This window comes from Microbacterium foliorum (assembly GCF_006385575.1).
Lineage (GTDB): Bacteria > Actinomycetota > Actinomycetes > Actinomycetales > Microbacteriaceae > Microbacterium > Microbacterium foliorum_B.
On sequence record NZ_CP041040.1, the window covers coordinates 760,428 to 783,455 of the forward strand.

Consider the following 23,028-nt stretch of genomic DNA (forward strand, 5'->3'; position numbering starts at 1 on the left):
GAGGTGGTCAGGCGCTGACGCGCGCTGGTCCGAGGCTCGAAACCTCCGGCATCGTTCCCGACACCGGAGGTTCTTCCATGTCATCGTCCTTGCGCGCCCGCCCCCAGACCCGGTGGTGGGCGCTCGTCGTCATCTCTCTCACGCAGCTGATCGTCGTTCTCGACGGCACCATCGTCAGCATCGCCCTGCCGCAAGCCCAGGCGTCTCTCGGTATGAGCGACGGCCAGCGTCAGTGGGTCGTCACGGCATACGCCCTGGCCTTCGGCGCACTGCTCCTGCTCGGCGGCCGCATCGCCGACTACGTCGGCCGCAAACGTGTCTTCATGATCGGCATGGTGGGCTTCGGCGCCGCATCCCTCTACGGCGGCCTCGCGCAGTCGGGGTGGGAGCTCATCCTCGCCCGCGGCCTGCAGGGCGTCTTCGCCGCACTTCTCGCTCCGGCGGCTCTCGCGCTGCTCACCGTGACCTTCCCCTCGGGGCGTGAGCGCAACACGGCGTTCGCGGTCTTCGGGACCGTCGCGGGAACCGGCGCTGCCGTCGGCCTGCTGCTGGGCGGATTCCTCACCGAGTTCACCGACTGGCGATGGTGCCTGCTGGTCAACCTCTTCTTCGTCGCGATCGGCCTCGTCGGCGGAGCGCTCTTCCTCACCGAGAGCAAGGCGGAGGGCGACAACCGATACGACGTCTGGGGTGCGATCACCGTGACCCTCGGTCTCGGATCGCTCGTCTACGGCTTCAGCCTCGCCGAGAACGGCTGGGGCGACCCGCTGACCATCGCGTTCCTCGTTCTCGGTGTCGTTCTGCTCGCCGTGTTCGTATGGGTCGAGAGCCGTGTGTCGCAGCCGCTCCTTCCGCTGCGTGTGGTGGCCGACCGGGTCAGGGGCGGTGCCTTCCTGATCCAGGGGGTCGCCGGCGCGATCATGATCGGCGCCACCCTCTATCTGACCTTCCACCTCCAGTTCGTGCTCGGCATGGGCGCACTCCAGGCGGGAGCGGCGACCCTTCCGCTCCCGATCGCGACGATGATCATCGCTCCCATCGCGACGAAGCTCCTCACGGTGATCGGGCCGCGTCCGATGATGATCGTCGGGCCGCTCATCGCGGCAGCCGGTCTGTTCCTCCTCTCCGGGATCACCCCCGATGGGGCGTATCTCGTGCAGATCGCGCCGGGGCTCGTGCTCCTCGGCATCGGAATGGGCTTCGTGTTCATCCCGCTGCAGAACCTGGCTCTCACCGGAGTCGCGCCGCACGACGCGGGCATCGCCTCGGCCGTCGCCAACTCGGCCATGCAGATCGGCGGATCGATCGGACTTTCCGTGTTCACGGCCGTGTACGCGGCGTCGGTGGGCGGGCATGCGCAGACCGAGCTCTCCCCGTCGCAGCTGACCGACGCCTACGGGTGGGTCTTCATCGTCGCGTCGATCCTGATGGTCGTCGCCGCCGTGATCGCCGCCGTCATGGTGCGCGGCACGAGGGACGAGCTGATGCCGTCGCAGCCGGGGCTCGCCGTCGGCGCGCACTGAGACGTCCACGGCATCCGTTCCGCTCTGATTCCCGTCATTTCGGGGGCCAGGAACGGATGCCGCGGCACGCCTGGGGCCGAATGTCGGTGGGGGTTCGTAGCGTGTGAGTATGCGAATCCTGCACACCTCCGACTGGCACATCGGCCGCACCTTCCATGGCAACTCGACCATGGACGCGCTGGCCGAGGTGCTCGGAGCGCTCACGGTGCAGGTTCGGGAGAATGCGGTCGACGTCGTCATCGTCGCCGGTGACGTCTTCGATTCGGCGACGCCGGCCGGCCCGGCGTACACGCTTCTCGGCGACGCGCTCGTCGCGCTGCACGAGACGGGCGCCCGCGTGATCGTCACGAGCGGCAACCACGACTCCGCCGCTCGTCTCGGGTTCCAGGCGCGGCTGCTCCGCGACGGCATCCACGTGCTGACCGATCCGCTCGCGATCGGCACGCCGGTCACGCTGAGCGACGCCGATGGCCCTGTGCACTTCTACGGCATCCCGTACCTCGAGCCGGCCATCGTGAGACAGCACTGGATCGGAGCAGATCTGCGCACGCAGGCGCAGACGCTCGCGCATGCGATGGATCTCGTCCGCGTGGGGATGCAGGCGCACCCGGGGCGATCCGTCGCGATCGCGCACTGCTTCTCCGCGGGCGTCGACGCCACGGTCGGTCTCGAGCGCGAGGTGCGCCAGGGGGGTCTCGACGTCGTGCCGCTCTCGGTCTTCGACGGCCCAGACTATGTCGCCCTCGGGCACATCCACGGGCGCCAGCAGATCAGCGAGCGGGTGCGCTATTCGGGCGCTCCACTGCACTACAGCTTCGGCGAGCAGAGCAAGCCGCGCGGTTCGTGGCTGGTCGACCTCGATGCCTCGGGCCTGTCAGCGGTCGAGTGGCTCGATCTGCCCGTCCCTCGTCGCCTGGTGACCCTCACGGGCACCCTCGACGAGATCCTGTCTCCCGAGAACATCGCGGCGCACTCCGACGACTGGGTCTGCGCGGTGTACACCGATGCGCTCGCCCAGACCGAGCCGATGCGTCGCCTCCGCGAGCGGTATCCGCACTGTGCCATGGTTCAGCACCAGCCGGCTGAGACATCCGCGGAGGTCGAGCGCTCCTATGTCGATCGGCTGCGCGGTGCTGTCAGCGACCCCGTGCGCATCGAGGCCTTCCTCGAGCACGTCCGCGCGGGCCATGGTGCCACCGAGCGCGAGGGCGAGCTGATCCGCGAGGTCCTCGATGACCGCGTCCGCGCCGAAGCCCTCATCTAGTCCGGTGGCGACTCGATCTCATCCGATGACGACTCGATCTAGTCCGGTGGCGACCCGATGCAGTCCGGCGATGCGTCACCGCGATCATGCTCCGAGAGTGAAGAAGGTGCTCTGATGCAGCTGCACCGACTGGAGGTCGAAGGATTCGGCCCGTTCCGCGAGCGGCAGACCGTCGACTTCGATGCGTTCGCCGACGACGGGATCTTCCTGATCGCCGGGCGCACAGGTGCCGGCAAGTCCAGCATCCTCGACGCCGTCTGCTTCGGCCTCTACGGCGGAGTCCCGCGGTACGAGGGTGGCGAGAAGCGGCTTCGCAGCGATCACTGCGAGCCCGACGACGTCACCGAGGTCGTGGTGGAGTTCAGCACTCCGGCAGGCCGATACCGCGTCATGCGTTCGCCCGAATACGAGCGCCCCAAGAAGCGCGGCGGGGGCATGACGGTGCAACCCGCAGCCGTGCAACTCCACACGATGGTCGGCGGCGAATGGATCGGTCTCGCCGCGAAAGAGCGCGAGGCCGCCTACGAGCTCGACGAGATCCTGCAGCTCAGCCGCGAGCAGTTCCTGCAGGTGATCCTGCTCGCGCAGAATCGCTTCTCGGAGTTCCTCCTCGCGGGGAGCAAAGAGAGACAGTCGTTGTTGCGGCGGCTGTTCGGCACCGAGCGGTTCGAAGACGTGCAGGCGCGGTTCGACGAACGACGCAAGGCGGCTGAGCAGGCCCTCGGGGCACGCCTCGCAACGGTGTCCGCCCGCCTCGAAGAAGGCGAGCGGCTCGTCAGCAACGCCGACCTCGGCCACGACAGCGAGGGGCAGGGAGAAGACAGGGGCGCGATCGAGTCAGAGCCTGTCGCGGTGACGAACGAGGAGCGCCTCGACGGTCTGCGCCGTGCGAAGGCTCGTGCCGATTACCGCGCGGAACGTCGAGCGGCTGAGCGCCTCGAGGCGGAGAAGCAGTCGGATGCCGCCGACGCCGCGCTCGCGATCGCGCGCGAGGAGCAGCGGGCACAGATCGAGCGAGATCGGGCCAGGGCCGCGCTCGCACGCCTCGAGGCCGACGAGCCGCACATCGCCGCTGCGCGCAGCGAGCTGCAGAACGCCAGAGCTGCGGAGTTGCTGCGCGGCCCGATCGCGACCGCGGCAACAGCGGCGGCGGCGCACGAGACGGCACTCGAGGCCGAGGAGCGAGCGCGAGCGGCCTGGGAGGCGCACGACATCGTCGCGGACGATCTCGCCGAATGGGCTGCCGACCGCACCGCGCAGATCGGTGCCTGGCAGCGGGCGGCGGAGCTGGAACGCTCTGCGTCAGCCCTCGACGCCGAGTTGGCTGCGGCCTCCGATGCAGTCGCGGCGGCGACCGCGCGCATCGAAGCAACAGAGGCCGATCGTGTCGCTCTTCCCGCACAGCTCGACGAGCTCACACTCGCGCGCGACGCGGCGAGGCAACTCGCCGGTCGCGTCGGAGACCTGGCCGCAGCGCGGGATGCTGCTGCAGTGCGGCATGCGGCGGCGCTCGAGGCAGTCCGTCTCAGAGCCACCCATGCCGACGCCGAGCGGGAGCTCGCCGACGCGAGTGTGGCGCTCGCTGCTGCTCAGGCAGCGCTGGCTCAGCTCAGGCAGCGTCGACTCGACGGATTCGCGGGGGAGTTGGCGACGTCGCTGCACGAGGGTGAGGCGTGCCCGGTATGCGGGTCGCACGAGCACCCGGCTCCCGCCGTGCATGCCGATCCTGTCTCTGCCGACGACGTCGACGAGGCCGAAGCCGCACGTGACGCCATCGCGCAGCGCGAGCGAGATGCGGCGGAACTGACATCGACACTGCGTGCCGACCTCGCCGCGGCGATCACGCGCGCAGACGCTCGAGAGGTCGATGAGGCCCGCGCAGAGCTCGACGCGGCCACAGCAGCGCACGCACAGAGCGCGGATGCCTCCGAACAGCAGACCGCTCTCGAGCAGCAGCGTGAGGTTCTGCTCGAGCGCATCCGCCGTCTCGACAGCGACCGCGAACGTGATTCCACGGCGCTGGCTGCGGCGCGCGAAGCGCACGCGCTCGTGGCGCAACGCGTCGCCGATACGCGGGAGGCGATCGCCGAGGCGAGAGGATCCTACGAGTCCGTGGCCGAGAGGCTCACGGCCATGCGCGCCGAGGTGCAGGCCGCTCTCGCGCTCGTCGAGGCGGTCGCAGAACGGACGCGCAGGGCCGAGGCGGCGACTGTTGCGAACGCCGAACAGGACGCGGCGCTGGAAGCATCGGAGTTCGACGGCGTCGCTGCGGTCGAGCTGGCACTCCGCACCGCCGCCGCGCAGGCGGCTCTCGAGAGCCGAGTCACTCAGCACTCCGTCCAGCGAGAGAAGGAGCGCGCGATCCTTCTCGACCTCGAGCTCCGCACACTTCCGGAGGAGACGATCGACCTGGGGCCTGCCGAGCTGCTGTCCCTCACCGCGCGGCAGCGTTGGTCCGCCGCGGTCGACGAGGCAGGGCGGGCGGCAGGCGTGTCGGAGCAGCTCACTGCGGTGATCGAGGCCACGGCATCAGAACACGCCCGCATCGCAGACGACGCAACCGACTACGAGGTTCTGCGAGGACTCGCCGACACGATCGCCGGGCGAGGGGCGAACGTCCGCAAGATGACGCTCGAGACATTCGTCCTCGCCGCTGAACTCGAAGAGATCGTCGACGCCGCGAACCGCCGACTCAGCGACATGTCGACGGGGCGGTATCAGCTGCGCCACTCGGATGCGCTGGCCGCCCGCGGGGCTGCGTCAGGGCTCGGCATCGTCGTGTTCGACGCATTCACCGGCCAGACCCGGCCCGCGCAGTCGCTGTCGGGTGGCGAGACCTTCCTGAGCTCCCTCGCCCTCGCTCTCGGACTCGCCGAGGTGGTCACGGCGCGAGCCGGCGGCATCCGTCTCGACACCCTGTTCATCGACGAGGGGTTCGGCTCGCTCGACGGCGACACTCTTGACGTCGCCATGCGCACGCTCGACGAACTGCGCCAGGGCGGCCGCACCGTCGGTGTCATCAGTCACGTCGAGGCGATGCAGGAGCAGATCCCCGCGCAGCTCAGGGTGCGTGCGACGTCGAGCGGCCCGAGCGTCATCGAAGCGCGCTGAGACTGGGCGTCCCCTCGCCGGAGGGAGCAGGTTTCCGTGGACGCCTGTTCGTCAGACGCCGTACTCCCGGCGGATCACGTCACGCAGCTGCACGCTGCACCGCGCGATCGCCTCGCGGAAGTCGACGAGCGCGCCGTCCTCAGCTCGGTCGGAGATCGCGCGGAACGCGCGGATCGGCACGCCGAACTGCTCGGCGACCCAGATGTACGCGTAGGTCTCCATGTCGACCAGACCGGCACCGGAAGGGCGGATGACGGCAGTGATGCCGGCATCGCCGACGAAGCTGTCGCCGGTCGCGATCAGCACGCCCTCGCGGCCGGTCGACACGCGCGCGGGCAGCGACACATGCTGACCTGCGACACCGTCGAGGTCGAACACGTCGTGCTGCAGCGCGCTGCCGATCTCATGCACGGTCGCTTCGAGGTCAGTGTCGATGCCGCCGGCCGTGCCGACGACCACCACCTCGGAGTACTCCTTGGCGTCGAGCGCACGGGTGAGGCCGAACACGGCCTGCATCTTGCCCTCGCCGGTGACGAGCTGGTCGAATCCCTCGAGCTCCTCCGGGAACGCTGCGAGTTCGGAGGCCATGGCTGCGACGAGAAGTTTCACTCCGCCATCCTGCCAGGTCGATCGGCCGCCGCGAAGCCCTGCGCGTGCGGCCGACGTCATCTCGATGTAACACTGGGGGAGGATACTGGCGTCGGGCAGACCGGAGGAACACATGACCCTGCAGCAGCAGATCTCTGAAGCACTCGGCGTGAAGCCTGAGATCGATCCGGCAGCCGAGGTGGAGAGCCGCGTCGGCTTCCTCGTCGACTACCTGCGCACGACGGGCGCGAAGGGCTTCGTGCTCGGGATCTCGGGCGGTCAGGACTCGACACTCGCCGGACGACTCGCACAGCTCGCGGTCGAGCGTGTCCGCGCCGAGGGCGGAGAGGCGAAGTTCCTCGCCGTCCGCCTGCCGTATCGGGTGCAGAAGGATGCCGCGGATGCCGAGGCTGCCCTCGAGTTCATCGCGCCCGACTCCTCGGTCGAGGTGAACATCCAGAACGGTGTCGACGGCGTCGAGGAGGACATCGAGTTCGCCGTCACGAGCGACATCAGCGACTTCAACCGCGGCAACATCAAGGCGCGCGTGCGCATGGTGACCCAGTACGCGCTGGCGGGGCACGATGGACTGCTCGTGATCGGCACCGACCACGCGGCTGAGGCCGTCACGGGTTTCTACACGAAGTTCGGCGACGGCGCGGCCGACATCCTTCCGCTCTCCGGTCTCAGCAAGCGTCAGGGCCGGTCTCTGCTGCTGCTGCTCGGAGCACCGGATCGTCTCGCCTACAAGGTGCCGACGGCCGACCTGCTCGACGGTCAGCCCGGTCGGGCCGACGAAGACGAGCTGGGGCTCACGTATGAGCAGATCGACGACTTCCTCGAAGGGCGTGAGGTCGACCCCGACGTCGCGGGTCGCATCGAAGCCCGCTACCTCGCGACCCAGCACAAGCGCAACCTTCCGGTGACGCCAGAAGACACCTGGTGGCGCTGACACGCGTCGCCTCGTGATCCCGTGTCGGATGCCGCGGCTAGTGTCGAAGCATCCGAGGGAACGGGAGAATCGTGCGGATCGACACTCAGGCGCAGCGCGTCATCTGGAGCGCGAGCGACCTCAAGGCGGCCGCCGAATGCGAATTCGCCTGGTGTCGAGCGATCGATGCGAAGCTGGGCCGCGTTCCCGCCGTCGAAGAGCCTGAGGACGCGACTCTCGCCAGGGCCGCGCTGCTCGGAGACGTCCATGAGCAGAACGTCCTGGCGCGGTACCTCGACGAGCTCGGTGCCGATCGCGTGCATCTCGTCGAGAAGGTCTCGTCCGTCGACGCCGAGGCCCTCGCGGCGGCTGTCGACGAGACCGTGGGAGCGCTCGGCTCCGACGCCGTCGTCGTCTTCCAAGCCGCCTTCGCGACACCCGAATTCGTCGGGTTCGCCGACTTCCTGAAGCGCGACGACGACGGGCGCTGGCGGGTGCAGGATTCCAAGCTCGCCCGCAAGGCGCGGGTCACCGCACTCATGCAGCTGGCGGCATATGTCGATCAGCTCGATCGGCTGGGCATTCCCCGATCCGACGAGGTCGATCTCATCCTCGGCGACGGAACACTGAGCACCCACGCAGTCGACGACCTCCTTCCGCTGTTCCAGGTGCGCAGAGCGCGCCTGCGTGCGCTCATCGCCGATCGTCGAGTCGACGAGGGCTCCGCCGGTGCCGCGCTGGCGTGGGGCGATGACCGCGGCGACCTCGAGGTCGTGGCCTGCGGGCGATGCGCGACGTGCGAGGAGCAGGTGATCGCGCATCGCGATCTGCTGATGGTCGCGCGCATGCGGCCCGTCCAGCGGGCACGGCTGCGGGCGGCCGGGATCGAGACCATCGATGCCCTGGCCGACGCAGCCACGCCTCCTGACGGCATGAACACCGACACGTTCGAAACGCTGCGGGCGCAGGCGAGGCTGCAGATCCGCGCGGATGCCGAGGGCGCGCCGACCTATGACGTGCACTATGCCGCGGCGATCCACACCCTGCCCGTGCCGAGCCACGGCGACATCTTCTTCGACTTCGAGGGCGACCCGCTCTACACCGAGCCGGCGCCTGACGGGGAGGCCCACTGGGGGATTGACTATCTCTTCGGATGGGTCGACAACACCGACCAGTACACGGCGCTGTGGGCCCACGACTTCGCGGCGGAGCGAGAGGCGTTCGAGCGCTTCCTCGACTTCGTGAAGGTGCGCAGAGCCGCGCACCCCGGCATGCACATCTACCACTACGCCCCCTACGAGACCTCGCACCTCGTGGCGATGGCCGCGAGGCACGGCGTGCGCGAGGGCGAGATCGATCGGCTGCTGCGTGAAGGAGTGTTCGTCGACCTCTATCCGCTGGTTCTGCGCACCGTGAGGGTCGGCACGAGGTCGTACTCGATCAAGAAGCTCGAGCCGCTCTACATGGGCGAAGACGTGCGCACGAGCGACGTGCAGAAGGGCGACGACTCGATCGTCCAGTACGTGGCGGCCCGCGAACTCGCGGCGGCAGGGGAGCAGGAAGAGGCGGACGCGGTGTTCGCCGATCTCGCCGACTACAACCGCTACGACTGCGTGTCGACGAGGCGCCTTCGCAACTGGCTGATCGACATCGCCCGGAAGGAGGGGGTGACCCCCGCCCCGCCCGATGAGGCCGACGAGGTCATCTACGAGCCGTCCCCCCGGTCGGTCGCGCTCCTCGCCGACGCGGAACGGGCCGTAGAGGCCGGCGGCGACGGGCAGGTGCATCGCATCGCGGCGGCAGCGATCGACTACTTCCCCCGAGAGGCCAAGAGCTTCTGGGTGTCGCACTTCCAGCGACTGCGCGAGCCCGTCACGATGTGGGACGGCACTCGCGATGTCGTGCGAGTCGATCGCATGTCGTCGACGGTGCAGCGAGACTGGAGCGTCGGTGAGGGGCGCCGGGTGATGTCGCGTGCCATCGAGATCCGCGGCGAGGTGTCGCCGGGAACGACCCTCGGCGCCGGATCACAGCCGTTCGCCCTGTACCCGGTGCCCGCGCCTTTCGACACCGATGCCCCGTCCCGCGCGGTGCACGTCCCGCACACGGTCACGGTCGCCGAGGCGCTCGACGACGGCTATCTGATCACCGAGACGGCGATCCAAGGACAGACCTGGGACGAGCTGCCTCTCGCTCTCACCCCGGCGGCGCCGCCGCGCGTCGTCTCGCTGCAGGGCGCGATCGACGAATGGGCCGACACGGTCCATGCGGCAGCGCCCGGGTTCCCTTCTGATGCGGCCACCGACATCCTGCGCCGGATCCCTCCGCGGACGCTCTCGGGCAGCCTGCTGCCGGAGAGCGGCGGTGACACGATCGATGCGATCGTGCGCGCCGTCCTCGATCTCGACCGCAGCTACCTCGCCGTGCAGGGCCCTCCGGGCACGGGCAAGACCTACACGGGCTCGCAGGTGATCGCGCGACTGGTGAAGGAGCACGGCTTCACGATCGGCGTCGTCGCGCAGTCGCACGCGATCATCGAGAATCTGCTCGAGCGAGTGGTGGCCGACGGTGTTCCCGCGGCGCAGGTCGCCAAGTCCCCGAAAGACCCGTCGAAAGACCCGTCGTACACGGTGATCCCCAAGAACGGTATGGCCGCGTTCCTCGGCGAGCACGCCGAGCACGGCGCCGTGGTGGGCGGCACCGCCTGGGACTTCAGCAACACCGCTCGGGTGGAGCGGGCAGGCCTCGACCTGCTCGTGGTCGATGAGGCGGGGCAGTTCTCGCTCGCCTCCACGATCGCCGTCGCGGCAGGCGCCAAGCGGCTGCTGCTGCTCGGAGACCCGCAGCAGCTTCCCCAGGTCAGCCAGGGCGCGCACCCCGAGCCCGTCGACACATCGGCGCTCGGCTGGGTCATGGACGGCGATGCGGTGGTGCGACCCGACTACGGCTACTTCCTGGCACGCTCATGGCGTATGCATCCCCGCCTCGCCGCGCCGGTGTCGAAGCTCGCGTACGCCGGGCAGCTCGCGTCGGCTCCCGGCACCGAGCGGCGTGCGCTCGAGGGCATCGATCCCGGTCTGCACATCGTCCCGCTCCGCCACCGCGGCAACGCGACGCAGTCGCCGGAGGAGGCCGACGCGGTGGTGGCACTCGTGCGCGACCTCGTCGGGCGAGCCTTCACAGACAACGATGCCGACGCCACGGTCCGTCCGCTCGCGCAGACGGACATCATCGTGGTCGCGCCCTACAACGCACAGCGTCAGACCGTGCACGACGCGCTCGCCGCGGCGGGCTTCCCCGACGTCCCGGTCGGCACGGTCGACAACTTCCAGGGCAAGGAGGCGGTGGTGTCCATCACGTCCCTCGCGGCATCCAGCGGACGCGATGCCCCACGCGGTCCGGAGTTCCTGCTGCTGCAGAACCGACTGAACGTGGCGATCTCGAGAGCGCAGGTCGCGGCATACCTCATCCACTCACCGGCCCTGCTCGACGACCTGCCCCGCACACCCGAGGGGGTCGCTCGCATGAGCGCCTTCGCGCGGCTGGTCGGTGCGGCGAGCTGAGGCAGCACCGTGAACAGCGAGGTAGAGCGATGACCCACACGATCGATGAGATCCTGCGCGCGTCGGCGGCGTGGGTCTGGTTCCCCCGCGACAGCGATCAGCAGAAGAATCACCTGCAGCTGGTCCGTTACCCTGCGCGCTTCGGCGGCGGAGTGCGGGGCTCCCAGGTCGACTCTGATGCCGACCCCGTCACCGTGCTCGACCATGCGATCGAGCACACGAGGGCCTGGCGCGAGACGGAGTTGCGGTTCTGGACCAACGCGTCCGATCGCCCCGATCTCGAGGAGGAACTGCGGCGGCGAGGAGCGGAACATGTCGACACGGTCGCCGTGTTCGCTCGCCCGATCGAGGGATCGATCGTCGACGTCCCCCTCGGGATCAGCGCAGAGGTCGTGCGGACGCTCGACCAGGTTCGCGAGGTCGACCAGATCAACGTGCCCGTCTGGCAGCAGCAGCCACTCGACGAAGAAGGGCTCCGCGTCGAATTCGATGAGATCACATCGAATCTCGACGCGGGAAAGATCTTCCGCGTGCTCGCGCGATTCGACGCGGACGGCGAGGCGGTGAGCACGGGTGGCTGCACGATCGCCGACGGGTTCGCCCGGCTGTGGGGCGCGGCCACGCTCGAGCACGCGCGGGGGAGAGGTGCCTATCGCGCCGTCCTCGCCGAACGGCTGAGAGTGAGCGCCGCACTCGGAGCCACGACCGCCCTCGTGAAGGGTCGCACGGCGACGTCGGCGCCGATCCTCGCGGGAGCCGGATTCACGCACCACGGAGACGAGCGCGGCTACCGACTCACCGTGTGAGTCACGTCATCGGAATCGTCGGCGACAGCGAATACCCCGCCGACCGTGCTGCACCGGTGTGCAGACTCCGCTTCGCCCGGGGAGATGCGGTGATCAGGCCACGCTGTCGCCGAGCTCCTCACGCAGAATCCGTGCTCCTGCCGCCAGCGCGCTCAGCTTGTCGAGTGCGACCCGCCTCGGCAGTGGTGCCATACCGCAGTTCGAGCTGGGAATCAGCAGCTCTGCGTCGACGAACTCGAGCGCGCGGCGCAGGGTGTCGGCGACTTCTTCCGGAGTCTCGATCTTCTCGCTCGACACATCGATCGCCCCGAGCATGACCTTCTTGCCGCGGATGAGCTCGATGAGGTCCATCGGCACGTGCGAGTGGTGGCTCTCGAGCGAGATGATGTCGATGGACGACCCCTGCAGAAGCGGGAACGACTCCTCGTACTGCCTCCACTCCGCCCCGAGGGTCGCCTTCCAGTCGTTGTTCGCCTTGATCCCATAGCCGTAACAGATGTGCACAGCCGTCTCGGCGTTCAGCCCTTCGACGGCGCGCTCCAGGGCCGCGATGCCCCAGTCCTTCATCTCATCGAAGAAGACGTTGAACGCGGGCTCGTCGAACTGGATGATGTCGACTCCCGCGGCCTCGAGCTCTCTCGCCTCCTGATTGAGGATCGTCGCGAACTCCCACGCCAGCTTCTCGCGGCTGCGATAGTGGCGGTCAGCCAGGGTGTCGATCATCGTCATCGGGCCCGGCAGCGCCCACTTGATCGGCTGATCGGTCTGCCGGCGCAGAAACGCCGCGTCCTCCACGAAGACGGGCTTGCGGCGGCTCACTGCACCCACGACAGAGGGCACGCTCGCGTCGTAGCGGTCGCGGATGCGGACGGTCTCGCGCTTCTCGAAGTCGACGCCGTCGAGGTGTTCGATGAACGTGGTGACGAAGTGCTGGCGAGTCTGCTCGCCGTCGCTGACGATGTCGATGCCGCGTCGACGCTGCTCGTGCACCGCGGCTCGCAGCGCATCATGCTTGCCCTCGGCGAGTGCATCGCCCTCGAGCTCCCAGGGCGACCAGAGCACCTCCGGTCTTGCGAGCCATGCCGGCTTGGGCAGGCTCCCGACGATCGAGGTGGGGAGGAGAGCTCGCCCGGTCGTCGAGCCAGCGCCGGTCATCGGACGGGAGCCGGGTAGGCGGCGGCCCACTGATCCAGCACGCGCCGGTGGGGCGTCACGAAGTGCTCGTCCGCGTAGCGTCCCTGCACGACTGCGAGCTGGCTGCGCTCTTCGCGGTCGTACGTGATCTCCGTCTGCTGGAAGTCTTCATGCGCCAGGCTCGGACGGTACACGCTCTCTGCGGGCGTGTTCGCGTTGTAGATCTCGGGCCGGTAGATCTTCTGGAAGGTCTCCATCGTGCTGATCGTGCCGATGAGCTGCAGATCGGAGTAGTCGCTCAGAAGATCGCCACGGAAGTAGAAGGCGAGCGGGGCGACGCTGCCGCGCGGCATGAAGTACCGCACCTGCAATCCCATCTTCCCGAAGTACTCGTCGGTGAGCGAGAAGGAGTCCTGGACGTACTCGGCGCCGAGCACGGGGTGGTGATTGCCGTTGCGGCGGTACGTCCTGCTGGTCGAGACGCTGATGCAGATGACCGGCAGCGTCGGGAACCGCTCCTGATACGCGTCGGACTCGAGGAAGTGCTGGAAGAGCTTGCCGTGCAGCACGCCGAAGTCATCGGGAGTCGCGAATCCGCCGGCGGCTGCGCTCGCCGCGGGCAGGACGACGCTGAAGTCGTAGTCGCGAAGGTAGGAGGAGAAGTTGTTCCCCACGATCCCTTGGTGACGCTCTCCGGTCAATCGGTCGACGATGTGGATGTCGAGGACTTCGAGGACCGGGAACTCCCGATCTTCGCCGTCGGCGAATCGCAGCTGCACGGAGACGATGTCGAGCTCGACCGAGTAGCGGTCGCCGTCAGGGCTGTCACCGCGTGCGAGATCGTTGAACCGACGGTCGATCATCGTGAGGGCATTGCGGAGGTTCTGCTGGCGCCGCTCACCGCGGGCGAGGTTGGCGAAGTTGGTGGTGATCCGCGAACTGTCCGACGGGGCGTAGTCCTCGTCGAAGCGCGTGGTGGTGATGCTGAACGTGATCTCGTTCGCCATGAGGGGCCAATCCGGGAGAAGAGAGGCCGGCTCGGCCTCGCGAAAGCTGTGTTCTCATGGTGCGGCCGCAGCGAGGCCATCGGGTAATTCGGCTCCACTATGCGGTGATATAGCCTTCTCCTATGCCCAGGCGATCGAGCGGTATCACGCTGCAACAGCTCCAGTACTTCATCGAGGTCGCCGCGGAAGGTTCGATCACCGCCGCGGCCGACGTGCTCTATGTCGCTCAGCCCACCATGTCGGCGGCGATGAAGGACCTCGAGAACCGGGTCGGCCGTGCTCTTCTGACCCGCTCGGCCAGGGGCGTCACGCTCACCAGCGACGGGTCGGAGTTCCTCGGATACGCCAGACAGATCGTCGAGCAGGCCGAGCTGCTCGAGCAGCGCTATCTGGGGCGGCCGCCGTCACGCCGCCTTCTCGGGGTGTCGACGCAGCACTATTCCTTCGCCGTCGATGCGTTCGTGCGGATGGTCAAGGGCTCGAGCGCGGCCGAGTACGAGTTCTCACTGCGCGAGACCCGCACGTGGGACATCATCGAAGACGTGCGGACGCTGCGCAGCGAACTCGGCATCCTCTTCCGCAACGACTTCAACCGGAACGTCATCGACAAGCTGCTGCGAGACTCTGGTCTCGCGTTCCATCCGCTCTTCATCGCCGAGCCGCACATCTTCGTCTCGCGACGGAACGCGCTCGCCTCTCGAGAGCGGGCGACGCTCGACGATCTCGTCGGTCTGCCGCGGCTCACCTTCGACCAGGGGGCGAACAACTCGTTCTACTTCGCCGAGGAGATCCTGTCGACCCTCTCGAGCTCGCGGGAGATCAGGGTCTCCGACCGAGCGACGATCTTCAACCTCATGATCGGGCTCGACGGCTACACGATCTCGACGGGCATCATCAGTGACGATCTCGATCCCGAGATCGTCGCTGTGCCCCTCGACGTCGACGATCACATCGAGATCGGATGGGTCGGGCGCACGGCGATCCCCCTCACCGAGCAGGCGAAGCGGTATCTCGTCGAGGTGCGCGACGTCGTCGCGGGCTTCGGCGTGGCGCTGCTCGACGAGGGCGAGTCGGCGATGCCTCAGACGGTGCCGTAGAGGCGGTCTCCGGCGTCGCCGAGCCCGGGGACGATGTAGCCCTTCTCGTTCAGACGCTCGTCGAGCGCGCCGAGCACGATGGTCACATCGCGGTCGCCGACGAGCGCCTCGATCGCGGCGAGACCCTCCGGCGTTCCCAGCAGGCAGATGGCCGTGACGTCCTTGGCCCCGCGGTCGAACAGGAACTGGATGGCCGCAGCCAGCGAGCCACCGGTTGCGAGCATCGGGTCGATGGCGAAGCACTGGCGGTCGCTGAGGTCATCGGGGAGACGCTCGGCGTAGGTGGTCGGCTCGAACGTCTCTTCGTCGCGGACCATCCCGAGGAACCCGACCTCGGCGGTCGGCAGCAGCTTGACGAGACCTTCGAGCATGCCGAGACCTGCACGCAGGATCGGGACGACGATCGGACGCGGCTCGGAGATCTTGACGCCCATCGTCGTGGTCACCGGAGTGGTGATCTCGACCGGACTGACCTTCACGTTGCGGGTCGCCTCGTACGCGAGCAGCGTCACGAGCTCTTCGGTCAGCTGGCGGAAGACCGGCGACGGTGTGCGATGGTCGCGCAGCACCGAGAGCTTGTGAGTGACGAGAGGGTGGTCGGCGACGTGGACACGCATGCTTACAGGCTAATGCGCCGGACGCCCCCGTACGACATCGGATGCGCGGGGCGGCTTCTGCGGCTGTCGTAGGCTCGACCCATGACCGCCGCCGACATCATCGCGATGCGCCGCGCGCTCGAGCTCGCGGCCGACGCCGCGGCAGCGTCGGAGATCCCCGTCGGCGCGGTGGTGCTCGACGCCGAGGGGCGGATCTTCGCGGAGGGTCGCAACAATCGCGAGGCGACCGGCGATCCGACCGGTCACGCCGAGGTCGAGGCACTGCGTGCTGCCGCGGCATCCGCCGGCTCGTGGAATCTCGAGGGCAATACCCTCGTCGTCACGCTCGAGCCCTGCCTCATGTGCGCAGGGGCGATCCTGCAGGCGCGAATCAGCCGAGTCGTCTTCGGCGCCTGGGACGACAAGGCGGGGGCCGCCGGGTCGATGTACGACGTGCTGCGCGACCGTCGGCTGCCGTATCGTGCCGAGGTCATCGGCGGAATCCAGGCAGACGACGCCGCGGCTCTGCTGCGGGACTTCTTCGAGCAGCGCCGCTGACGGTCGCCGACGTGGTGCGAGTCAGTCCGAGGACTTGAGCACGAACACGTCGGTCGACGGCTCCGGATCGAGCGACGGCCGATACACGTCGGGCTCGATGTAGATGACCCTGGCCGTCGGCACGGCCTCGCGGATGCGGGCCTCGATCGCGTCGATGTCGACGGCGGCCTCGCGCAGCGGCTTGTCGGAATTGAGCGCGATCTTCGCGGCCACCATCAGCTCGTCGGGGCCGAGGTAGAGGGTCTTCATGTGGATGATCTTCTCGATCTCGTCGCCCGCGTTGATCGCGTCGACGATGCGATCGTGATCGGCCTGCGTGGCTCCCTCACCCACGAGGAGGCTCTTGGTCTCGACTCCGAGCACGATCGCGATGACCACGAGCAGGATGCCGATCATCAGGGTGCCGAGAGCGTCGAACAGCGGGTTGCCGGTGATCACGGTGAGGCCGACGCCGAGCAGCGCGAAGGTGAGCCCGGTCAGTGCTCCGACGTCTTCTAGCAGCACGACGGGCAGCTCCGGTGCCTTCGCGCGGCGGACGAACGACACCCACGACTGGCCCTCGTCGCGCACGAGGTTGCTCTCCTTGACGGCCGTGCGCAGCGAGAACGACTCGAGACCGATCGCGACGACGAGCACGACGAGCGGCAGCCACCACCAGGTTTTGTCGAGCTCGTGCGGGTTGGTGAGCTTGTCGATCGCCTCGTAGATCGCGAACAGGCCACCGACGGAGAACAGGATGATCGACACGACGAAGGCGTAGACGTAGCGCTCCCGGCCGTAGCCGAACGGGTGCGCTCGGTCGGCCCCGCGCTTCGCCTTGCGCCCACCCACCATGAGCAGCAGCTGGTTGCCGGAGTCGGCGACCGAGTGGATCGCCTCCGCGAGCATCGACGCGGATCCTGAGAGCGCCCAGGCGACGAACTTCGCCAGGGCGATGCCCAGATTCGCCAGGAACGCCGCGAGAATGGCCTTGCCGCCGCCGGATGCACTCATGCGTCGAGTCTAGATCCGCTCGTCCGTGGTCGCCCGGAGCGCCCGCCGTAGGATGACGACATGGCTGATTCTCTTCCCGCTCTCGCGTTCCTCGGTGCCGGTTCGATGGGCGGCGCGATCCTCCGAGGGGTCGTCGCATCCGGGATCCCCGTCGACGGAGGCATCACCGCGACGAACCGCTCAGCCGAGAAGGCGGCGGCCTTCGCCGACCTCGACGGCGTCACGAGCATCGCGCTCTCCGAGACACCGGACGGCAACGCGCAGGCGGCACAGTCGGCTCGGATCGTCCTGGTGGGCGTGAAGCCGGCGATGGTCCCCGATCTGCTGCGCGAGATCGCGCCCTCTCTGCCCGACGACGCGATCGTGGTGAGTCTGGCGGCCGGGGTGACCCTGCAGACCTTCGCCGACAACCTCGGCGCCGACGTCCGTGTCATCCGCTCGATGCCGAACACCCCGTCGACGGTCGGCAAGGGCGTCACGGGTCTCGCGGCGGGAGCAGCCGCATCCACCGACGACCTCGCTCTCGTGCACCGTCTCTTCGCGACTGTGGGTGCAGTCGTCGAGGTTCCGGAGTCGCAGATCGACGCCCTGTCGACGATCTCGGGGTCGGGCCCCGCTTACGTCTACCTGCTCATCGAGGAGCTCACGAAAGCCGCCGTCGGCATGGGCTTCAGCGAGGGCGACGCGCGAGTCATGGTGGAGCAGACCTTCATCGGAGCGACCGCACTGCTCGACGCCTCGGGCGAGGAGCCGTCCGAGCTCCGCCGCCGGGTCACGAGTCCCAAGGGCACCACCGAGCGAGCCGTCGCGGTGCTGCAGGATGCTCACCTGGACCGGACGTTCGCGGAGGCCGCGGATGCGGCGCTGGCCCGGGCGAAAGAGCTGGCGGCCGGCGGCTGACATGCAGCTGCGGTTCACGGGTCAGATCTGGTTCTGGCGCGGACCGGCGCCGTTCCACTTCGTGACCGTGCCACCCGCCGAGAGCGAGAGGATCGGCGAGGTCGCGAGCGTCGTCACGTACGGGTGGGGGATGATCCCCGCATCCGTGACGATCGGGCGCACGAGCGTGACCACGGCACTGTGGCCGAAAGACGGCGGCTACATCGTGCCGATCAAGAAGGCGCTGCAGGATCGTGAGGGCGTCGGGATCGACGACGTCGTCGAGATCATGCTCGACATCGACGCCTGAACTCGCGAGGGCACCAGCCGCTCAGCGGTCGAGTGCGGCGAATCGCTCGATGTCGCTGTTGGTTCCCGAGACGATGATGAGGTCGTGGTTCGTGACGATCGTGTTGGCCTCGGCGTAGCGGAACGGCTTGCCGGGGCTCTTCACCCCGACGACGGTGACCTTGTACTTGCTGCGCACGCCGGACTCGTTCAGACCCACGCCGCGGATGAACTTCGGCGGGTACATCTTCGCCAGGACGAAGTCGTCGTCGAAGCGGATGAAGTCGAGCATGCGACCGGAGACGAGGTGGGCGACGCGCTCGCCGGCCTCACGCTCGGGGTAGATGACGTGGTTGGCGCCGACGCGGGCGAGGATCTTGCCGTGTGACTGCGAGACGGCCTTGGCCCAGATCTGGGGCACCTTGAGGTCGACGAGGTTCGCGGTGATCAGCACGGATGCCTCGATCGACGAGCCGACGGCGACGACGGCGACCTGGAAGTCCTGAGCGCCGATCTGACGCAGGGCGTCGATGTTCTTCGCATCGGACTGCACGGTGTGGGTGACGCGGTCCGACCACTTCTGCACGAGCTCGAGGTTCGCGTCGATGGCCAGCACTTCGCGGTCGAGGCGATCGAGCTCGCCGGCACACGCGGCACCGAACCGGCCGAGACCGATGACGAGGACGGGAGCATCGCTCCGGAGTACTTCAACCAACGATCGGCCTTTCGACGGGCAGCGAGTAATACTGCGATCGCGATGTCGCGGCGACTGCCGCGGCGAGAGTCACTGTACCAACGCGCCCCATGAAGACGGTGGTCGCGAGCACGTACTTGGCGGAATCGGGGAGTTCCGCGGTGAGGCCGGTCGAGAGGCCGACGGTGCCGAACGCGGAGATCACGTCGAACAGCACATGACTGATGTCGGCCTTGGTGATCTGGGCGATGATGATCGTCGACAACGCGACGATCGTGGCACCCCACGCGACGACGCTGAGTGCCACCCGCTGCACGTCGCTGGGGATGCGGCGGCCGAAGACCTCGACCGACTGGCGACCCTTGGCCTCGGACCACACGGCGATGGCGAGTACTGCGAGAGTCGTGACCTTGATTCCGCCGGCGGTGGATGCGGAACCGCCGCCGACGAACATCAGCATGCTCGCGGCCAGCAGCGACGAGCCGTTCAGGTCGTCCATCTCGATCACGTTGAAGCCGCCCGAACGGGTCATCGCCGAGAGGAAGAACGCCTGGAATGTGGTGTCTGCGGCATCCATCGACCCGAAGGTCTTCGGGTTGTTGTACTCGAGGATCAGGAAGACGGCTGCGCCGAGCACGAACAGGAGAACAGTGGTGACGAGGGTGAGCTTGGTGTGCAGTGACCACTTCTTCACATGCCACACATGCTTGGCCAGTGTGTAGATCACGGGAAAGCCGATGCTCCCGAGGAAGACGCCCACCATCAGCAGCGACAGCACGAGATAGTCGTCGGCGAAGACGGCCACGCCGCCGTCGTTGGGAGCGAACCCGGTGTTCGTGAACGCCATCGCGGCGAAGTACGGCGCCTCCCACAGCGCGGCGATCGGGTCGACCTCGGCCAGGACCAGTGCGGGGTAGAGGAGGATCGCGAGAGCGCCCTCGATGATCAGCGCCGACACCGCGACGGTGCGCAGAAGCTGGCCGACCTCGCCCAGTCGAACGGTCTGGCTCTCGTTCACGACACCGCCGTGCGCGCGCAGCGGGTTCGTGTCTCCGGCGGCCATGAGCTTCGCACGCAGACCGAGTCGCTTCGAGATGACCAGGCCCATCAGAGAGGCGAGCGTGAGCACGCCGAGGCCACCGATGTTCACGCCGATGAAGATCAGCACGTGCCCAAACGGAGACCAGTGATTCGCCATGTCGACGGTGGCGAGGCCCGTGACGCAGATGGTCGACACAGCGGTGAACAGCGCATCCGCCAGCGGCGTGACTGTGCGCGATGCCGACGCGATCGGCAGTGACAGCAGCACGGTGAACACGAGGATGAGCAGCGCGAAGATGACGATCGCGAAGCGTGAGGGCGACGAGGTGATGAGGTGCTTGCCCCACGATGCGACGTTCTGAAGACGCTGTCGAGGTGACGACGCCGAAGCGATGCCCGACATCGAGTCCCCCTTCGCTTCACCTCGCCACGCACCGCGGCTGCTCGACGTCGATCGCCGAGCCTTCGTCATGGTACTCCGTGCCAGGGACGACTACCCTGATCACATGACGGACATCTTCGACGTGATCGCAGACGGTACGAGGCGAGACATCCTCCAGCTCCTCCTGCGACGCACCACCGAAGGGGACGCCGGCACGAGCGTGAGCCATATCGTCGCCGACCTCGGCATCAGCCAGCCCACAGTGTCGAAGCATCTGAAGGTGCTCCGCGAGGCCGAACTGGTCAGCGTGCGCGAAGACGGCCAGCGCCGCTTCTACAGCCTCGCCGTCGAGCCTCTCGAGGTCGTCGACGACTGGCTCGTCCCGTTCCTCATGGACGCCTACGGCGATGACGCGCCGGACATCGCCTACCCCGGGCAGCCACTGCCCGACTCTGCGGCACACGCCGCAGAGGTGGTCGGTCGTGCGGCGGCATCTGCGAAGCACGTCGTCGCCAACGCGTTCAAGCGCTTCGGCGGCTGACGCCCCGACGCACGTCGCCCCGGACGCACGTCGCCCCCGACGACAACGGGGGGCCTGTCATCGGGGGCGTGGCCGCGGGCCCCAGCCCGCGTGACTCGGACGGTGCCATCGTGAGTCGTGGATTCAGCATCCCAGCGCAGCCTGAGCGGTTCCGGCATACGTCCTATGTCTGCGCTGTGACGAGCGTGAGCCGTCCGGGGGAGTCGTTCCTCAGCGCCGCGCGGCTCTGCGTCGGAACAGCCACGCACCCCACACGACCGAGCTGGCCAGGATCAGGACGCACCACCCGATCGCCCACAGCGGCTCAGTCGCCAGCGGAGCATCGGTGAGCAGGCCCCGGATCGTGTCGACGATCGGCGTGATCGGCTGGTAGGTCGCGACGGGCTGAAGCCACTCCGGCATGCTCGCCACGGGCACGAACGCGCTGGAGAGATAGGGGAGGAACAACAGCACGAACCCGTATCCGTTCGCGCCCTCCGGTGACCTCGCCGCCAGACCGATCGCGGCGAACAGGTAGGTGATCGCCAGGATGTACAGGGCGATGAGTCCGGCCAGCGCCAGCCATTCGATGAACGACGCATCGGGGCGGAAGCCGACGAGAATGCCCACGACGATCACGATGGCGGTGGCCACCAGGTTGCGCAGCAGGCTCGCCACGACATGACCCGTGAGCACCGCCCCCGCGCGCAACGGCATGGTGCGGAAGCGGTCGATGATCCCCGTGCGCATGTCGTTTGCGACGTACACGGCGGTGGAGGACGCTCCGAAGCCGGCGCACGTGAGGATGATGCCGGGCACGACGTAGTCGACGTATGCACCGGAGGGGTCGATCGCGCCGCCGAACACCCACGTGAACATCAGCATGAGCATCACGGGCAGCAGGATCGCCATCAGCAGCGATTCGCCGTCGCGCAGCGAGTGACGCAGGCTCCGGCCCACGAAGACGGCCTCGGCGGTCAGGCCCCCCAGACGTGGGCGCGGCCGGAATGTGGAGGGCGGTGTGAGGGTGACCGCTGTCGTGGCGTTCATGAGTGCTCCTTCGTGAGCTCGGCGACGGGCTCGGTCGTCGTGACCGCGAGGAAGACGTCGTCGAGGGTCGGCCGGCGAAGCGAGACGACGCCGTCGAGGCCCTCTTCGTCGAGGCGATCGAGCGCTCGCCGCAGGTCGGCGACCGTGCCGTCGGTCGCGATCTCTCGCACCAGGTCACCCTGCGCGTCGTGCAGCTCGACCGTGTCGCCGCCGATGCGCGCCTTGAGCTCGTCGGCGGTGCCGAGTGCGGCGATCCGACCCTCGTGCAGCACCGCGATGCGATCGGCGAGCTGATCGGCCTCCTCGAGGTACTGCGTCGTGAGCAGCACAGTCGTCCCCGCGGCCGCGACTGTGCGGATGAGCTCCCAGAGATCGCGCCTGCTTCGGGTGTCGAGGCCCGTAGTGGGCTCGTCGAGGAAGAGCACCTCGGGAGTGACGACGAAGCTCAGAGCGAGGTCGAGACGCCGCCTCATGCCCCCTGAGAAGGTCCGCACGGATCGCGTGGCCGCATCCGTGAGGTCGAAGCGTGAGATGAGCTCGGCCGCCCGGCGTGCCGACTCGATCCGGGTCATGCCTGCAAGCCGGGCGAACATCACGACGTTGTCGATCGCGGTCAGACCGTCGTCGACGGCGGCGGACTGTCCGGTCAGGCTGATTCGTCGCTGGACCTCTCGAGCTTCGGTGCGCGTGTCGAACCCGGCGACGAGAGCACGGCCGGCGTCTGCGGTCGTCAGCGTCGTGAGGATGTTGATCGTGGTCGTCTTGCCCGCGCCGTTCGGCCCCAGCAGTGCGAAGACCTCGCCGCGTGACACGGTGAACTCGAGGTCGTCGACCACTCGTTTCTTTCCGAAGGCCTTGCTCAGCCCGCGGACTTCGATCGCCTGATTCATCGGTGCTTCCCTTCCATACTGGAACTGTGTACGGGCAAAACTGTGTGCGTGATACTCAATTGTGTATGACAGTAACACACTGTTTACGAAATATACAGAAGTAGGATGGCCGC

20 protein-coding genes are annotated in these 23,028 nt (G+C 67.9%); 11 read left to right on the forward strand and 9 right to left on the reverse strand.

Features of this window, described 5'->3' with window-relative positions; all coding sequences use genetic code 11:
- The first annotated feature begins 77 nt into the window (after positions 1–77).
- The 3 genes from FIV50_RS03705 (at position 78) to FIV50_RS03715 (ending at position 5,898) form a co-directional block, all read left to right on the forward strand.
- Entirely contained in the window at positions 78–1,523 is a 1,446-nt protein-coding gene (locus tag FIV50_RS03705; protein WP_140036251.1) for an MFS transporter, read from the forward strand.
- Between the two features lie 109 nt (positions 1,524–1,632).
- Complete coding sequence (locus tag FIV50_RS03710) at positions 1,633–2,787, forward strand: exonuclease SbcCD subunit D (protein WP_140036252.1); 1,155 nt, start codon at positions 1,633–1,635, stop codon at positions 2,785–2,787.
- 114 nt (positions 2,788–2,901) lie between these two features.
- Positions 2,902–5,898: an AAA family ATPase gene (locus FIV50_RS03715; protein ID WP_181164329.1), complete on the forward strand. Its 2,997-nt coding sequence runs from the start codon at positions 2,902–2,904 to the stop codon at positions 5,896–5,898.
- Positions 5,899–5,949: 51 nt separating this feature from the next.
- On the opposite strand, the gene FIV50_RS03720 is transcribed toward FIV50_RS03715, so the two are convergent.
- Complete coding sequence (locus FIV50_RS03720; protein WP_140036254.1) at positions 5,950–6,507, reverse strand: phosphorylase family protein; 558 nt, start codon at positions 6,505–6,507, stop codon at positions 5,950–5,952.
- A gap of 112 nt (positions 6,508–6,619) precedes the next feature.
- Between FIV50_RS03720 and nadE the strand changes: the two genes are divergently transcribed.
- The 3 genes from nadE to FIV50_RS03735 all read left to right on the forward strand — a co-directional run bounded on the left by nadE (position 6,620) and on the right by FIV50_RS03735 (position 11,786).
- Positions 6,620–7,438 (forward strand): ammonia-dependent NAD(+) synthetase, encoded by an 819-nt coding sequence (gene nadE / locus FIV50_RS03725; RefSeq protein ID WP_140036255.1) that lies wholly within the window; start codon positions 6,620–6,622, stop codon positions 7,436–7,438.
- A 71-nt stretch (positions 7,439–7,509) separates the two neighbouring features.
- Positions 7,510–10,980, forward strand: a complete 3,471-nt coding sequence (locus tag FIV50_RS03730; protein WP_140036256.1) for a TM0106 family RecB-like putative nuclease — start codon at positions 7,510–7,512, stop codon at positions 10,978–10,980.
- Positions 10,981–11,009: 29 nt separating this feature from the next.
- Positions 11,010–11,786, forward strand: a complete 777-nt coding sequence (locus FIV50_RS03735; protein WP_140036257.1) for a hypothetical protein — start codon at positions 11,010–11,012, stop codon at positions 11,784–11,786.
- A 93-nt stretch (positions 11,787–11,879) separates the two neighbouring features.
- On the opposite strand, the gene FIV50_RS03740 is transcribed toward FIV50_RS03735, so the two are convergent.
- Both FIV50_RS03740 and FIV50_RS03745 read right to left on the reverse strand, forming a co-directional pair.
- The gene (locus tag FIV50_RS03740) at positions 11,880–12,941 is read right to left on the reverse strand and encodes a methionine synthase (RefSeq protein WP_140036258.1); all 1,062 of its coding nucleotides are present in this window, start codon (positions 12,939–12,941) and stop codon (positions 11,880–11,882) included.
- Positions 12,938–13,927, reverse strand: coding sequence for a putative oxygenase MesX (locus FIV50_RS03745; RefSeq protein ID WP_140036259.1), 990 nt, complete (start codon positions 13,925–13,927; stop codon positions 12,938–12,940). Before FIV50_RS03745 ends, FIV50_RS03740 begins: the two co-directional genes overlap by 4 nt.
- Positions 13,928–14,049: 122 nt before the next feature.
- Here FIV50_RS03745 and FIV50_RS03750 point away from each other — a divergent pair, with 122 nt between their 5' ends.
- A complete protein-coding gene (locus FIV50_RS03750) occupies positions 14,050–15,024 on the forward strand; it encodes a LysR family transcriptional regulator (RefSeq protein ID WP_140036260.1) in 975 nt (324 codons plus the stop codon).
- Here the strand turns inward: FIV50_RS03750 and upp are convergent.
- The gene (upp, locus tag FIV50_RS03755; RefSeq protein ID WP_042538962.1) at positions 15,009–15,641 is read right to left on the reverse strand and encodes a uracil phosphoribosyltransferase; all 633 of its coding nucleotides are present in this window, start codon (positions 15,639–15,641) and stop codon (positions 15,009–15,011) included. The genes FIV50_RS03750 and upp overlap by 16 nt on opposite strands.
- Before the next feature lie 81 nt (positions 15,642–15,722).
- Here upp and FIV50_RS03760 point away from each other — a divergent pair, with 81 nt between their 5' ends.
- Complete coding sequence (locus FIV50_RS03760; protein ID WP_140036261.1) at positions 15,723–16,178, forward strand: nucleoside deaminase; 456 nt, start codon at positions 15,723–15,725, stop codon at positions 16,176–16,178.
- 21 nt (positions 16,179–16,199) lie between these two features.
- On the opposite strand, the gene FIV50_RS03765 is transcribed toward FIV50_RS03760, so the two are convergent.
- On the reverse strand, positions 16,200–17,171 hold the full coding sequence (locus FIV50_RS03765; protein WP_140036262.1) for a cation diffusion facilitator family transporter: 972 nt from the start codon (positions 17,169–17,171) through the stop codon (positions 16,200–16,202).
- Positions 17,172–17,231: 60 nt separating this feature from the next.
- Here FIV50_RS03765 and proC point away from each other — a divergent pair, with 60 nt between their 5' ends.
- Together proC and FIV50_RS03775 are read left to right on the forward strand one after the other, a co-directional pair.
- Positions 17,232–18,071: a pyrroline-5-carboxylate reductase gene (gene proC / locus FIV50_RS03770; protein WP_140036263.1), complete on the forward strand. Its 840-nt coding sequence runs from the start codon at positions 17,232–17,234 to the stop codon at positions 18,069–18,071.
- Between the two features lies 1 nt (position 18,072).
- Positions 18,073–18,360 (forward strand): DUF1905 domain-containing protein, encoded by a 288-nt coding sequence (locus FIV50_RS03775; protein ID WP_140036264.1) that lies wholly within the window; start codon positions 18,073–18,075, stop codon positions 18,358–18,360.
- A gap of 21 nt (positions 18,361–18,381) precedes the next feature.
- Here the strand turns inward: FIV50_RS03775 and FIV50_RS03780 are convergent, their stop codons facing one another.
- Together FIV50_RS03780 and FIV50_RS03785 are read right to left on the reverse strand one after the other, a co-directional pair.
- Positions 18,382–19,053: a potassium channel family protein gene (locus FIV50_RS03780; RefSeq protein WP_140036265.1), complete on the reverse strand. Its 672-nt coding sequence runs from the start codon at positions 19,051–19,053 to the stop codon at positions 18,382–18,384.
- Positions 19,046–20,476: a TrkH family potassium uptake protein gene (locus FIV50_RS03785; RefSeq protein ID WP_140036266.1), complete on the reverse strand. Its 1,431-nt coding sequence runs from the start codon at positions 20,474–20,476 to the stop codon at positions 19,046–19,048. The genes FIV50_RS03780 and FIV50_RS03785 overlap by 8 nt, the downstream gene beginning before the upstream one ends.
- A 103-nt stretch (positions 20,477–20,579) precedes the next feature.
- Here FIV50_RS03785 and FIV50_RS03790 point away from each other — a divergent pair, with 103 nt between their 5' ends.
- Entirely contained in the window at positions 20,580–20,996 is a 417-nt protein-coding gene (locus tag FIV50_RS03790; RefSeq protein ID WP_140036267.1) for an ArsR/SmtB family transcription factor, read from the forward strand.
- Positions 20,997–21,206: 210 nt separating this feature from the next.
- Here the strand turns inward: FIV50_RS03790 and FIV50_RS03795 are convergent, their stop codons facing one another.
- Together FIV50_RS03795 and FIV50_RS03800 are read right to left on the reverse strand one after the other, a co-directional pair.
- Positions 21,207–22,025, reverse strand: coding sequence for an ABC transporter permease (locus FIV50_RS03795; protein ID WP_140036268.1), 819 nt, complete (start codon positions 22,023–22,025; stop codon positions 21,207–21,209).
- The gene (locus FIV50_RS03800; protein ID WP_140036269.1) at positions 22,022–22,915 is read right to left on the reverse strand and encodes an ATP-binding cassette domain-containing protein; all 894 of its coding nucleotides are present in this window, start codon (positions 22,913–22,915) and stop codon (positions 22,022–22,024) included. Before FIV50_RS03800 ends, FIV50_RS03795 begins: the two co-directional genes overlap by 4 nt.
- Positions 22,916–23,028 lie beyond the last annotated feature (113 nt).